Origin of the sequence: Pseudonocardia sp. HH130630-07 (genome assembly GCF_001698125.1) — a bacterium.
Taxonomy (GTDB): domain Bacteria; phylum Actinomycetota; class Actinomycetes; order Mycobacteriales; family Pseudonocardiaceae; genus Pseudonocardia.
This window is the reverse complement of the sequence record NZ_CP013854.1, coordinates 5,569,015-5,582,435: the sequence shown is the minus strand read 5'-3', so window position 1 is coordinate 5,582,435 and position 13,421 is coordinate 5,569,015. Positions and strand designations below refer to the sequence as shown.

The 13,421-nt window shown below is 73.8% G+C and carries 8 protein-coding genes; 4 read left to right on the top strand and 4 right to left on the bottom strand.

Translation table 11 applies throughout. The features are described from left to right. Positions 1–66: 66 nt before the first annotated feature. On the bottom strand, positions 67–2,613 hold the full coding sequence (locus AFB00_RS26420) for a DEAD/DEAH box helicase (protein WP_068799424.1): 2,547 nt from the start codon (positions 2,611–2,613) through the stop codon (positions 67–69). 74 nt (positions 2,614–2,687) lie between these two features. On the opposite strand from AFB00_RS26420, the gene AFB00_RS26415 reads away from it, so the two are divergent. The 4 genes from AFB00_RS26415 (at position 2,688) to AFB00_RS26400 (ending at position 10,043) form a co-directional block, all read left to right on the top strand. Next, a complete protein-coding gene (locus AFB00_RS26415; RefSeq protein ID WP_156819733.1) occupies positions 2,688–4,328 on the top strand; it encodes an ATP-dependent DNA ligase in 1,641 nt (546 codons plus the stop codon). A gap of 75 nt (positions 4,329–4,403) precedes the next feature. After that, positions 4,404–5,135 carry a beta-phosphoglucomutase family hydrolase gene (locus tag AFB00_RS26410; protein WP_068799422.1) on the top strand — a complete coding sequence of 244 codons (732 nt, stop codon included), beginning with the start codon at positions 4,404–4,406 and terminating at the stop codon, positions 5,133–5,135. Next, positions 5,132–7,504 carry a glycoside hydrolase family 65 protein gene (locus AFB00_RS26405; protein WP_068799421.1) on the top strand — a complete coding sequence of 791 codons (2,373 nt, stop codon included), beginning with the start codon at positions 5,132–5,134 and terminating at the stop codon, positions 7,502–7,504. Before AFB00_RS26410 ends, AFB00_RS26405 begins: the two co-directional genes overlap by 4 nt. Before the next feature lie 286 nt (positions 7,505–7,790). After that, on the top strand, positions 7,791–10,043 hold the full coding sequence (locus AFB00_RS26400; RefSeq protein ID WP_083276161.1) for a HelD family protein: 2,253 nt from the start codon (positions 7,791–7,793) through the stop codon (positions 10,041–10,043). Here the strand turns inward: AFB00_RS26400 and AFB00_RS26395 are convergent. Genes AFB00_RS26395 through recQ form a run of 3 tightly spaced genes read right to left on the bottom strand, consistent with a single transcriptional unit; the run spans position 10,021 to position 13,260 of the window. Next, entirely contained in the window at positions 10,021–10,614 is a 594-nt protein-coding gene (locus AFB00_RS26395) for a DinB family protein (RefSeq protein ID WP_068799419.1), read from the bottom strand. The two genes, AFB00_RS26400 and AFB00_RS26395, sit on opposite strands and share 23 nt — an antisense overlap. A gap of 58 nt (positions 10,615–10,672) precedes the next feature. Next, the gene (locus tag AFB00_RS26390) at positions 10,673–11,428 is read right to left on the bottom strand and encodes a gamma-glutamyl-gamma-aminobutyrate hydrolase family protein (protein WP_197519665.1); all 756 of its coding nucleotides are present in this window, start codon (positions 11,426–11,428) and stop codon (positions 10,673–10,675) included. Next, the gene (gene recQ, locus AFB00_RS26385; protein ID WP_068800695.1) at positions 11,425–13,260 is read right to left on the bottom strand and encodes a DNA helicase RecQ; all 1,836 of its coding nucleotides are present in this window, start codon (positions 13,258–13,260) and stop codon (positions 11,425–11,427) included. Before recQ ends, AFB00_RS26390 begins: the two co-directional genes overlap by 4 nt. Positions 13,261–13,421: the final 161 nt, after the last annotated feature.

Sequence of the window (13,421 nt, the reverse complement as noted above, 5' to 3'; positions counted from 1 at the left end):
CCGTAACCGATGACAACGACCCGGTGGGGCCGTCCGGGTTACATCCTGGCGGCGAAGTCCGTCCGTTCAGGATCCGTCCGTCACCGCCGTCACCCAGACGATGGCGGTCCCGGCCTGGTCCGAGGCGCCGAGATCGATCTCCGCGGTGATCGCCCAGTCCCGATCGCCCGCGGGGTCGTCGAGAACCTGGCGGACCAGCCAGCGGTCGGACTCCTCGGTGAGGTCGAACAGCTCGGGGCCGCGGGCGTCCGGGCCGAAGCCGATGCGGTCGTGCCGGTCGTAGTAGGGCTCCAGCGCCTCCCGCCACCGATCGGCGGTCCAGCCGGCGTCGGCGTCGAGATCGCCCAGCTCGGCGTAGCGGCCCAGCGCCGCCAGCTCGACCCGGCGGAACAGCGCGTTGCGGACCATGACCCGGAACGCCCGCGGATTGCCGGTGACGCCGGTGGGGGAGACGGAGATCTGCGCCCCGGGCGGGGTGACCGCACCCTCGGTCCCGACGTCGGCGCCGGCGGCGAGCTTCTCCCACTCGTCGAGCAGCGAGGAGTCGGTCTGGCGGACCAGCTCACCCAGCCATTCGATCAGGTCGCCGAGCTCGTCGGTGCGCGCGTGCTCGGGCACCGTCTGGCGCAGCGCGCGGTAGGCGTCGGCGAGGTAGCGCAGGACCAGCCCCTCGGACCGGGCGAGCTGGTAGTGCGAGACGTACTCGGTGAAGGTCATGGCGCGCTCGCTCATGTCCCGGACCACGGACTTCGGCGACAGCGTCGCGTCGCTGATCCACGGCGCGCCCCGGCGGTAGGTCTCCAGCGCCGCCTGCAGCATCTCCTCCAGCGGCTTGGGGTGGGTGACCTCGTCGAGGCGGGCCATCCGCTCCTCGTACTCCAGCCCCTCGGCCTTCATCGCGGCCACCGCCTCGCCGCGGGCCTTGTTCTGCTGGGCGGCCAGGATCTGCCGTGGGTCGTCCAGCGTCGACTCGATCACCGAGAGCACGTCGAGCGCGTAGTCGGGGGCCTCCTGGTCGAGCAGCTCCAGCACGGCCAGTGCGAACGGCGACAGCGGCTGGTTGAGGGCGAAGTCCAGCTGCAGCTCGTCGACGATGCGCACCCGGCGCCGGCTGGCGCCGGGCTCGTCGTACTCCTCGACGACCCCGGAGGTCCGCAGGGCCCGGTAGATGGCGATCGCCCGCAGCATGTGCCTGCGCTGGCGGGTGCGCGGTTCGTGGTTGTCGGTGAGCAGGTGCCGCATCGCGGCGTAGGTGTCGCCGCCGCGGCTGATGACGTTCAGCAGCAGCGCGTGGGTCACCTCGAAGTGACTGGTCAGAGCCTCCGGGCGGGCCTGCTGCAGCTTCTCGAACGACGCCTGGGACCAGCCGACGAAGCCCTCCGGCGGCTGCTTGCGCGAGACCTTGCGGCGCTTCTTCGGGTCGTCGCCCGCCTTGGCCAGCGCCTTGGCGTTCTCGATGTCGTGCTCGGGGGCCTGGGCGACGACGGTCCCGACCGTGTCGTAGCCGGCGCGGCCGGCCCGCCCGGCGATCTGGTGGAACTCGCGTGCCTTCAGCGGCCGGACGCGACGGCCGTCGTACTTCGACAGGGCGGTGAACAGCACCGTGCGGATCGGGACGTTGATCCCGACTCCGAGGGTGTCGGTGCCGCAGATGACCCGGAGCAGCCCGGCCTGGGCCAGGGTCTCCACCAGCCGCCGGTAGCGCGGCAGCATCCCGGCGTGGTGCACCCCGATGCCGTGCCGGACCAACCGCGACAGCGTCCGCCCGAAGCCGGAGGTGAAGCGGAACCCGCCGATCGTCTCGGCGATCGCCGCCTTGTCCTCCTTCGAGGTCACGTTCACGCTCATCAGCGCCTGCGCCCGCTCGACGGCGGCCTGCTGGGTGAAGTGGACGACGTAGACCGGCGCCTCCTTCGTCGCCAGCAGCTCGGTGATCGTCTCGTGCAGCGGTTCGACGACGTAGCGGAAGTGCAGCGGGACGGGCCGGTCCACCGAGGTGATCTCCGCGGTCTCCCGCCCGGTGCGCCGGGTCAGGTCCTCGGCGAAGAACGACGTGTCGCCCAGGGTGGCGCTCATCAGCAGGAACTGGGCCTGCGGGAGCTCGACGATCGGGACCTGCCAGGCCCAGCCGCGGGACGGGTCGGCGTAGAAGTGGAACTCGTCCATCACGACCGAGCCCACGTCGGCGCCCGACCCGGTGCGCAGCGCGAGGTTCGCCAGGATCTCCGCGGTGCAGCAGATGATCGGCGCCTTCTCGTTCACCGCGGCGTCGCCGGTCAGCATCCCGACGTCGTCGGCACCGAAGACCTCGCACAGCGCGAAGAACTTCTCGCTGACCAGGGCCTTGATCGGCGCGGTGTAGAACGTGCGCTCGCCGCGGGCCAGCGCCGCGGCGTGTGCCCCGATGGCCACCAGCGACTTCCCGGACCCGGTCGGGGTGGACAGGATGACGTTCGCCCCGGTGACCAGCTCCAGCAGCGCCTCCTCCTGCGCCGGGTACAGCGACAGCCCCCGCTCGTCGAAGGCCCAGTCGGCGAAGGTGTCGACCAGCTCGGCGGGATCGGGTGACCCGTCGGTGCCGGTGGCGGTGCGGAGTCGTTCGGTCAACGTCATGATGCCCCGATTGTGCCTGGCCGCCGGGGGAGCGGACGGCAGGGCGCCCCGGCGGCACCACTACCGTGTGTCCCGTGGTCGGGGGCGCGGCACCGGGGGAACCCGGCCCCGCGCTGCCCGATCTCGTCCCGCCGATGCTGCCCGCCGCGGGGGAGCTCGCCGACGCGAGCGGCAACGGGCGGTGGGCGGTGGAGTTCGGCTGGGAGGGACACCGCTGCGTCGCCTACGTGCTCCCCGGCCGGGTCCGGCTGCTGTCCTCGACCGCACGGAGCATCACCCGCAGCTTCCCGGAGCTGGCGGTGCTCGGCGAGCAGGCACCGGCCCGCGGGATGGTGCTCGACGGCACCGTGGTCGCGCTCGACGCGGCCGGGCGCCCGTCGCGGGGGTCGCTGCTGCGCCGCACCGCGACCGTCGCGCCGGACGCGGCGTTGCGGGCCGAGGTCCCGGTCGGCTACGTCGTGACCGACCTGCTGTGGTGCGACGGCCGCCGGGTGCTGGAGCTGCCCTACCGGCGGCGCCGGGCGGAGCTGGAGGCGCTCGGCCTCGCCGGGCCGAAGATCCTGGTGCCGCCCTCGTTCGGGCTGGACGAGGCCGAGCTGGTCGTCCGCACCGCCGAGCAGTACGGCCTCGACGGTCTGCACCTCAAGCGCCTGGACGTGCCCTACCAGCCGGGGCGGCGGTCCCGGAACTGGCTGCGGGTGCCGCTGCGGCGCCGCCGTCAGGTGCTCGTCGCCGGGTGGGTCCCGGCGGGCGCGGGCGCCGGCCGGGAGCGGATCGCGGCCGTGCTCCTGGCGCTGCCGGGGCCGGACGGGCCGGAGTACGTCGGCCGGGTCGGTCTCGGCGCGGCCGACGCCGACGCCCGCACCCTCGTCACCGCTCCGGCCGGGCCACCGCCGCGCGACGTCCCGGACGGCGTCCTGGCCGGCGCCCGCTGGATCCGGCCCGGTCTCGTCGCCGCGGTCGAGCACCGCGGGCGCACCGCCGCCGGGCGGTTGACCCTCCCGGCCTGGCGGGGCCTGGTCGCGCGCGGCGAGCAGGACCGCGAGCTGACCGCACCGCCCCCCGGTGCGCGGGGCCGGGAGAGCGCCGCGGTGCCGGCCCGGCCGGCCACCGCACCGCCGGCCGGGTCCGCCACCGACCGCACGGTCCGGATCCGGGTCCGGGACGCGGTGCCGCCGCAGGCTCCGCCGTCGCCGTCGGCGCAGCCGGTTCCGCACCAGGAGGGGCCGTGGCACGGGCCGCTGTCGCGGCGGCTCGAACAGCACTTCGTCTACAACACGCTGAACACGATCGCCTCCCTGGTCCGGACGGACCCGCCGCGGGCCAGGGAGCTGCTGCTCGGGTTCGCCGACCTGTCCCGGGCCGCCGACCGGGCCGAGGAGCCGACGATCCGGCTCGACGAGGAGCTGGCCGCGGTCCGCGCGTACCTGCAGATCGAGCGGACCCGGTTCGGGGCCCGGCTGACCGCCGAGGTCGACGACCCGCGCGGGAGCGGGATCGATCCGGCGTCGGCGGTCCCGCCGCTCGCGGTGCTGGCCGCGGTCCGCCGGGCGGTGCAGGAGGAGATCGAGCCCGTGCCCGGCGGGGGTGGGGTGCGCGTGCGCCTCGTCACGGGCGGGTGCCGGGTCGAGGTGGCCCTCGAACAGTCGGGAGAATCCCGAAACGACGACCCGTTCGTCCTGTTCCACCTGCCGCTGGGCGCCCCGGCGGACTGATCCGCGGGAACCGGGGTAGATCCACCCACTCCCCGGGGGTGACCGGACTTCATCGATCCGGATAGCGTGCGCGCCATGCTGGGGCTGCCCGACGGCGCACGTGCATGCCTGTTCGATCTGGACGGCGTGCTGACCGACACCGCAAGCGTCCACGCCGCGGCGTGGAAACAGATGTTCGACGAGTACCTCCGATCGCGTGACGGGGACGCATTCCGCCCGTTCGACGTCGCGGCCGACTACGGTCCGTACGTGGACGGCAAGCCGCGGCTGGACGGCACGCGCAGCTTCCTGGCCTCGCGCGGTATCGAGCTGCCCGAGGGCGACCGGGACGACTCCGCGGACACCGAGACCCTCTGGGGCCTGTCGACCCGCAAGAACGAGCTGGTCCAGGTCAAGATCCGGGAGGGGGTCGACGTGTACCCCGGCTCCCGTCGTTACCTGGAGGCGGTACGCGACGCCGGTCTGCTGGCCGCCGTCGTCTCCTCCAGCGCCAACGCCGAGCAGATCCTGCGGGTGACCGGGCTCGAGGAGTTCATCGACCACCGGGTCGACGGCGTCGTCGCCCGCGAGCGTTCCCTGCCCGGCAAACCCGCCCCCGACACCTTCGTCGCCGCGGCCGCCGACCTGGGGGTCGAGCGGTCGGCGGCGGTGGTGTTCGAGGACGCGCTGGCCGGTGTGGAGGCCGGCCGCGCGGGAGGCTTCGGCGCCGTCGTCGGCGTCGACCGCCTCGACCAGGCCGCCGCGCTCCGTGAGCACGGCGCCGACGTCGTCGTCACCGATCTCGCCGACCTGCTGGAGCGTCCGTGAAGCCTGAACACCGGCCCACCTTCACCGTCGAGCCGTGGGTGGTGCGCGAGCCACAGCTGGATCTCGCGGCGATGGGCCAGACCGAGTCCGTGTTCGCCCTGTCCAACGGGCACATCGGCCTGCGGGGCAACCTCGACGAGGGCGAGCCGCACGTACTGCCCGGCACCTACCTGAACTCGTTCTACGAGGTGCGGCCGCTGCCCTACGCCGAGGGCGGGTACGGCTACCCCGAGTCGGGGCAGACGATCGTGAACGTCACCAACGGCAAGCTGATCCGGCTGCTGGTCGACGACGAGCCCTTCGACCTGCGGTACGGGACGCTGCGCCGGCACGAGCGCGTGCTGGACATGCAGGCCGGGACCCTGCAGCGCGAGGTCGAGTGGGAGTCCCCGGCCGGGCGCGCGGTGAAGGTGCGCTCGACCCGGCTGGTGTCGCTGACCCAGCGGGCGATCGCGGCGATCTCCTACGAGGTCGAGGTGGTGCACGCCGGCGACGACGACAACGGGGAAGGCGCGCTGCTGGTCCTGCAGTCCGAGCTCGTCGCGAACGAGCAGCTGCCCGGCCGCAACGCCGACGACCCGCGGCTGGACACCGCCCTGGACAACGTGCTGGAGCCCGAGCAGTCCCGGGCCGGTGACGCCGGGGCGACGCTGGTGCACTCGACCCGCCAGTCCGGCCTGCGGTGCGGTGCGGCGATGGAGCACGAGGTCTTCGGCCCGGACGGCTTCCAGGTCACCACCGACGCGAACGAGGACCTCGCGCGCACGACGGTGATCGCCAGGGTCAAGCCCGGCGAGACGCTGCGGATCGTGAAGTACCTGGCCTACGGCTGGTCCTCGCGGCGCAGCCTGCCCGCGGTCTACGACCAGGTCCGGGCGGCCATCGCGGCGGCCCGCTACACCGGGTGGGACGGCCTCGTCGCCGAGCAGCGCGAGTACCTCGACGACTTCTGGGCGACCGCGGACGTGGAGATCGACGGGGACGCCGAGCTGCAGCAGGCCGTGCGGCTGGCGACCTTCCACATCCTGCAGGCCGGTGCCCGCGCCGAGCGGCGCTGCATCCCGGCGAAGGGGCTCACCGCCGACGGCTACGACGGCCACACCTTCTGGGACACCGAGACGTTCTGCCTGCAGGTGCTGTCGTTCGTGGCGCCGGACGCCGCGGCCGACGCGCTGCGGTGGCGCAAGTCGATCCTGCCGCTGGCCTACGAGCGTGCGGAGACCCTCGGGCTGCAGGGCGCGGCGTTCCCGTGGCGCACGATCCGCGGGCAGGAGTGCTCGGGCTACTGGCCGGCCGGGACCGCGGCGTTCCACATCAACGCCGACATCGCCGACGCCGCGCGCCGCCACGTGCACGCCACCGGTGACACCGACTTCGAGCTCGAGGTGCTGGAGCTCCTGGTCGCCACCGCGCGCCTGTGGCGGTCGCTGGGCCACCACGACTCGTCGGGCAACTTCCGGATCGACGGGGTGACCGGCCCGGACGAGTACTCCTCGATCGCCGACAACAACGTCTACACCAACCTCATGGCCCAGCAGAACCTGCGCTACGCCGGTGAGGTGGCGGCCAAGCACCCGCGGTCGGCGGCCCGGCTGGGGGTGGACTCCGAGGAGATCGCGTCCTGGCGGGACGCGGCGTCGGCGATGCTGATCCCGTTCGACGAGCGCCTCGGCGTGCACCCCCAGTCCGAGGGGTTCACCGACCACCAGCGGTGGAACTTCGACGAGACCCCGGCCGAGCGGTACCCGCTGCTGCTGAACTACCCGTACTTCGACCTGTACCGCAAGCAGGTGATCAAGCAGGCCGACCTGGTACTGGCCATGCAGATCTTCCCGGACGCGTTCACCGAGGAGCAGAAGCGCCGCAACTTCGCCTACTACGAGGCGATCACGGTGCGGGACTCGTCGCTGTCGGCGTGCACCCAGTCGGTGCTGGCCTCCCGGACCGGGCACGTCGACCTGGCCTACCGCTACCTCGCCGAGGCCGCGCTGGTCGACCTGCACGACCTGGCCGGGAACACCGACCACGGCATGCACATCGCCTCGATGGCCGGTACCTGGTCGGCCGTGGTGCTCGGCTTCGGCGGGATGCGCTGCGAGGCCGACGGACTGTCGTTCGCTCCGGTGCTCCCGCCGTCGCTGTCGCGGATCTCGTTCGGGTTGAAGTGGCAGGGTCGCAGGCTGCGGGTCGCGATCACCTCCGACGAGGTCGAGTACCAGCTCCTCGACGGTGCCCCGATGCGGCTGCGCCACCACGACGAGCCGCTCGCGCTCGACGGGGACGCCCCGGTCGTCGCGCCGACACCGGCCCCGGCCTGGGTGGAACCGGTCGAGCAGCCGCACGGACGGGCGCCGCGCCAGCGCGGCTGACGTCCGGTCCACGACGGTCCGGCCGCGCCCACGGGCGCGGCCGGACCTCGGTGGTCCACCGGCGCGGCCGGGCTTCGGCGGCGCGGAGAAGATCGTGCACGACTGGTAGGTTGGTTCGTCGCGCCGCTCGACGACGGACAGGCCGCCGCCGGGTCGACGTGACAGTGTTCGTCCCCCGGTGGAGGATCCCCGCGCCGTGCCCGAGCCCACTCCCGATCCCACCCCCGACGCCTCGGTGGACACCGAGCCGGACCCCGAACTGGTCCGCGAGCGGGCCTACGTCGGCATGCTCTACGAGCAGCTGGAGGACCGTCGCCGGGACACGGCGAAGCGGCTCCACGACGCGTTGCACGACGAGACCGTCGGCACCCCGCAGGCGCTGACCCAGCGCGACGCCGAGGTGGCGCTGCTCGCCGACCGGCTGGCCGGTCTGCGTGCCGCCGAGCACGGCCTGGCGTTCGGCCGGCTCGACGCCGACGACGGCGAGGTCCGCTACGTCGGCCGGATCGGGCTGCTCGACGAGCAGAACGAGTACGAGCCGCTGCTGATGGACTGGCGGGCACCGGCGGCGCGGCCGTTCTACACCGCGACCGCGGCCAGCCCCGAGCAGATGCGCCGCCGCCGGCACCTGCGTACCCGGCTGCGCACGGTCGTCGCGATCGACGACGAGCCGCTCAACCTCGCCGAGCTGAGCGACGAGGAGCGGGCCCGGGCGGGTTCCGGGCTGACCAGCGAGGCGGCGCTGCTCGCCGCGGTCTCCGAGGCACGGACCGGCCGGATGGGCGACATCGTCGCCACCATCCAGGGCGAGCAGGACCGGATCATCCGCTCCAAGCCGTCCGGCGTGCTCGTCGTGCAGGGTGGCCCGGGCACCGGGAAGACGGCCGTCGCCCTGCACCGGGCGGCCTACCTGCTCTACACCCACCGCGACCGGCTGGCCCGGCGCGGCGTGCTCGTCGTCGGGCCGACCCCGACGTTCCTGCGCTACATCGGGCAGGTGCTGCCGTCGCTGGGGGAGACCTCGGTGGTGCTCGGCACCGTCGCCCAGCTGTATCCCGGGCTGGACGCCCGCCGCGACGAGGACCGGGCCACCGCCGCGCTGAAGGGCCGGGCCGACATGGCCCCGGTCGTCGCCGCCGCGGTCCGGGACCGGCAGCAGGTGCCGCGGGCGCCGATCGAGCTCGTCGTCGAGCAGCAGCAGGTGGTGCTCGACCGCGACACCGTCGCCCAGGCCCGCACCCGGGCGCGGCGGTCGCGCAAGCCGCACAACGAGGCTCGCCGGATCTTCCGCAAGGAGCTGCTGCGCCTGCTCGCCCAGCAGGTCGCCCGCCGGGTCGGCGGTGACCTGCTGGACCGGCGCGACGTCGAGGACATCCGCGACGAGCTGTCCGAGTCCCCCGACGTGCGGCGCGAGCTGGAACTGCTGTGGCCGACGCTGTCGCCGGAGCAGCTGCTCACGGACCTGTTCGCCGACCGCAGGCGGCTCAACTCGGTGGCCCGCCGGATCCCGGCCGCCGAGCGGGTGCTGCTGGAACGGGCCGCCCCCGGCGAGGACGTGCCCTACGACCGGCGCTGGTCGGCGGCCGACGTGGCGTTGCTCGACGAGGCCGCGGAGCTGCTCGGTGACGACGGCGCCGCCCAGGCCGCGGCCGAGGCGGCCGCGCTGCGGGAGGAGGTCGAGTACGCCCAGGGGGTGCTCGACGTGCTGGACCTGGAGGAGGACCTCGACCCGGAGCTGCTGCGCGCCACCGACATCATCGACGCCGACCGGCTCGCGGAGCGGATGCAGGTGCAGCGCTACGACTCGACCGCGGAGCGGGCCGCCGCGGACCGTGAGTGGACCTACGGGCACGTGATCGTCGACGAGGCGCAGGAGCTGTCCGCCATGGCCTGGCGGATGATCATGCGCCGGGCACCCACACGCTCGATGACCCTGGTCGGTGACATCGCCCAGACCGGCGACCGCGGTGGCGCCGGGTCCTGGCACGAGGTCCTGTCGCCGTTCGTGGAACGCCGCTGGCGGCTCGAGCAGCTGACGGTGAACTACCGGACCCCGTCGGAGATCGCCGACGTCGCCGACGACGTGCTCGCCGAGATCGACGCCTCGCTGCAGCCGCCGTCCTCGGTCCGGTCCACCGGCGAGCCGCCGTGGGCGACCCCGCTGCCGGGCACCGGTGCCGACGAGCTGGTCGTCGACCGGGTCCGGGCCGAGCGCGACGCGGTGGGCACCGGCCGGACCGCGGTGCTGGTGCCGTCCGCGCGGGTGGAGCCCGTACGGGAGCTGCTGGCGGGAGCCGGGGTGCTGGACCCGGAGGTCGACGCGGAGGAGCTGGACACCCCGGTGGTGGTCCTGCCGGTGACGGCGGCGAAGGGACTGGAGTTCGACGCCGTCGTGCTGCTGGAACCCCAGGAGATGCTCGACGAGTCCCCGCGCGGGATCAACGACCTCTACGTGGCGCTGACCCGCGCGACGCAGCGGCTCGGCGTCCTGTACACCGAGCCGCTGCCGCCGGTGCTCAAGCGGATCGGTCGCCGCTGAGGGCTCCCGCGCGGTGCAGGTCGCGCAGCAGTGCGACCTCCGCACCGTGGTGGATCAGCTCCCGGTGGATGTGCAGCACCAGCGTGGCCAGCGGGGCGTCCGCGTACGGGCCCTCGGCCGGGCCGCACGGCCGGGCGAGACCCTCGCTGCCGAGCGCGGCCACCCCGGAGGTCCAGCTGGCGTACTTCTCGTCGAGCTGGCGCAGCGCCTCGTCGGCGGTCGCCGCGTAGGTGTGCGTGGCGTAGTCGACCGGGGGTCCGCCGAAGTGGGAGTGGTTGCGCATCCCGAACACCCCGACGATGACGTGGGCCAGCCGCCAGGCGATCGTGGTGACCGGCGGCGGGTCCGGCTCGGGGAAGGCGAAGTCGACGACCAGCTCACCCGCCCCGGCGGCGTGCGACGAGACGGCCTCGCCGCGGGGGCGCACGCTCCACGAACCCGGAGCGGGCTCGTGGAGGTATTCGGCGTCGGTCAGGCCGGTCAGCCGGGGGCGCAGGATCGTCTCCCACTCGAACGTCAGCTGGGCCAGCAGCTCGGCGTTCCAGTCGACCGGTGTCGTGGTGGTGGTCATGCCCGCACCGTAGGCCCGAACCCGGACGACGGCGGTCCTCGACGCCCGGGACGGCCGGTCAGCCCGCCACGCGGATCCCCGGGCGCCCGATCGCCCGGTGGTGCTCCGCCGCCTCGACCAGCCCCCTCGCGAGCCGCAGATCGTCCGGACTGCGCTCGGGATGGGACTGCACCCCGACGACCCACGGTGCCCCGTCCGTCGCACCGTCGAGCTCCACGGCCTCCACCACCTCTCCGGCGCGCGCCGTCACCCGCAGCCCGGGCGCGACCCGGTCGATCGCCTGGTGGTGGTGGCAGCGGACGCTCAGCGGACCGGTGCCGAGGATCTCGGCGAGCCGCGACCCGGGCGCGACACCGATCCCGACCGGGCCGTAGACCCCCGGCGCCGACGAGTGGACGGCGGCCTCATCCGGGCCGACGGCGTCCGGCAGGTGCTGGTGCAGCGTGCCCCCGAGGGCGACGTTGAGCAGCTGGTGCCCGCGGCACACACCGAGCACCGGGATGCCGCGTTCCAGCGCCCGGCGCACGGTGGCGAGATCGGCGGCGTCCCGCTCGGTGCGCGGATCGTCGTCGTGCTCGCCGCGGGTGGCGCCGTAGCACCCCGCTCCGATGTCCGGGCCCCCGGCGACGAGCAGCCCGTCGCAGGACTCGACGGCGTCCGGCCCGTCGGCGGTCGGGGGCAGCAGCACCGGGATCCCGCCCGCGGTGGACACCATGTCGAGGTAGCCGCGCGGGATCAGCACGGTCTCCTCGTCGGTCACCACCCAGTACGTCGCGCGCTCGGTGTAGGTGGTGAGCCCGATCAGCGGCCTCACGCCCCGCTCCCGTGCAGTACGTCGATCACCTGGTCGCCGTAGCGGGCCAGCTTGCCCTCACCGATGCCGGAGATCGTCCCGAGCGCCGCGCGGTCGGCCGGTGCGCGGGAGGCGATCTCGCGCAGGGTGGCGTCGTGGAAGATCACGTACGCCGGGACCCCCTGCTCCTTCGCGGTGGTCGAGCGCCAGGCCCGCAGCCGCTCGAACAGCGGCGCCGCCTCCTCCGACAGCTCCACGGCGGGCTTGGACCCGCTCCCGCGCGAGCGGCTCGCCCTGGCCGTCCGCTCGGGTTCGGTGCGCAGGGTCAGCGGCTGCTCGCCGCGCATGGCGGCGGGGGAGTCGTCGGTGAACTGCAGCGTCGAGTGCGGGCCGCCGACGGCGAGCAACCGGCGTGCGACCAGCTGGCGGATCACGCTGCGCCACTGCGGTTCGGAGAGGTCCGACCCGACGCCGAACACCGACAGCTCGTCGTGCGAGAACTGCTCGATCTTCGTGGTGCGCCGGCCCAGCAGGATGTCGATGAGGTGCACGGCACCGAAGCTCTGCCGGCGCTCGTTCTTCAGCCGCCAGACCGCGGAGAGCACCTTCTGCGCGGCGACGGTCCCGTCCCAGGACGACACCGGCGTCAGGCAGGTGTCGCAGTTGCCGCAGTTCTCGGTGTCCGGCTTCTGCCCGAAGTAGCGCAGCAGCTGGGCCCGCCGGCACTCCGTGGTCTCGCAGAGCGCCAGCATCGCGTCGAGGTGCAGGCCGAGCCGCCGCCGGTGCGCGGCGTCGCCCTCGGAGTCGTCGATCATCTTGCGCTGCTGGACGACGTCGGCCAGCCCGTAGGCCAGCCACGCCGTCGACGGCTCGCCGTCCCGGCCGGCGCGCCCGGTCTCCTGGTAGTAGCCCTCGACCGACTTCGGCAGGTCCAGGTGCGCGACGAACCGCACGTCGGGCTTGTCGATACCCATCCCGAACGCGATGGTCGCGACCATGACCAGGCCGTCCTCCCGGAGGAACCGGGCCTGGTTGTCCCGGCGGACCGCCGCGTCCAGCCCGGCGTGGTACGGGCGGGCCGGGATGCCGTTCGCGGAGAGGAACTCCGCGGTCTGCTCGACGGACTTGCGGGACAGGCAGTAGACGATGCCCGCGTCGCCGGCGTGCTCGGTGCGCAGCAGCTCCAGCAGCTGCTTGCGCGGCTCGTTCTTCGGTGCGATCCGGTACTGGATGTTGGGGCGGTCGAAGCTCGCGACGAAGTGCCGGGCCCCGGTCAGTTCCAGCCGTTCGGCGATCTCGGTGCGCGTCGCGTCGGTCGCCGTGGCCGTCAGGGCGATCCGCGGCACGTCCGGCCAGCGCTTCGGCAGCTCGGAGAGCAGCAGGTAGTCCGGCCGGAAGTCGTGTCCCCACTGCGCGACACAGTGCGCCTCGTCGATGGCGAACAGCGCGATCCGCCCGCGTTCCAGCAGCCGGACGGTGGACTCCACCCGCAGCCGCTCCGGCGCGAGGTAGAGCAGGTCCAGCTCACCGGCCAGGAACTCCTGCTCGGTGAGGCGGCGCTCGTCGGCGTCCTGGGTCGAGTTGAGGAACCCGGCCCGCACGCCGAGCGCCCGCAGCGCGTCCACCTGGTCCTGCATCAGCGCGATCAGCGGCGAGACGACGACCCCCGTGCCGGAACGCGCCAGCGCCGGGACCTGGTAGCAGAGCGACTTGCCGCCGCCGGTCGGCATGAGGACGAGCGCGTCCCCGCCGCCGGTCACGTGCTCGACGATCGCCTGCTGGTCGCCGCGGAACGCGTCGTAGCCGAAGACCCGGCGCAGCACCTCGTGCGGGTCCGAGGAACGGACCGGCACCGGCGCCGGCTCCTCGGCAGCACCGCCCGGGTGGTACCCGTCCTCCTCCGGGGGCGGCTCCTCGCCGTACTCGTCGCCGGGCTCGGGCGGGAGCGGGATCTCGTCCGGATCTGCGGCGTCGAACACGCCGACGATCGTACGAGCCGCGCCCGCCGCCCCCC

Bases quoted from the DNA above. Each gene is read 5' to 3' on its own strand.
- AFB00_RS26420 (WP_068799424.1), bottom strand. From the start codon at position 2,613: ATGACGTTGACCGAACGACTCCGCACCGCCACCGGCACCGACGGGTCA.
- AFB00_RS26410 (WP_068799422.1), top strand. From the start codon at position 4,404: ATGCTGGGGCTGCCCGACGGCGCACGTGCATGCCTGTTCGATCTGGAC.
- AFB00_RS26400 (WP_083276161.1), top strand. From the start codon at position 7,791: ATGCTCTACGAGCAGCTGGAGGACCGTCGCCGGGACACGGCGAAGCGG.
- AFB00_RS26395 (WP_068799419.1), bottom strand. From the start codon at position 10,614: ATGACCACCACCACGACACCGGTCGACTGGAACGCCGAGCTGCTGGCC.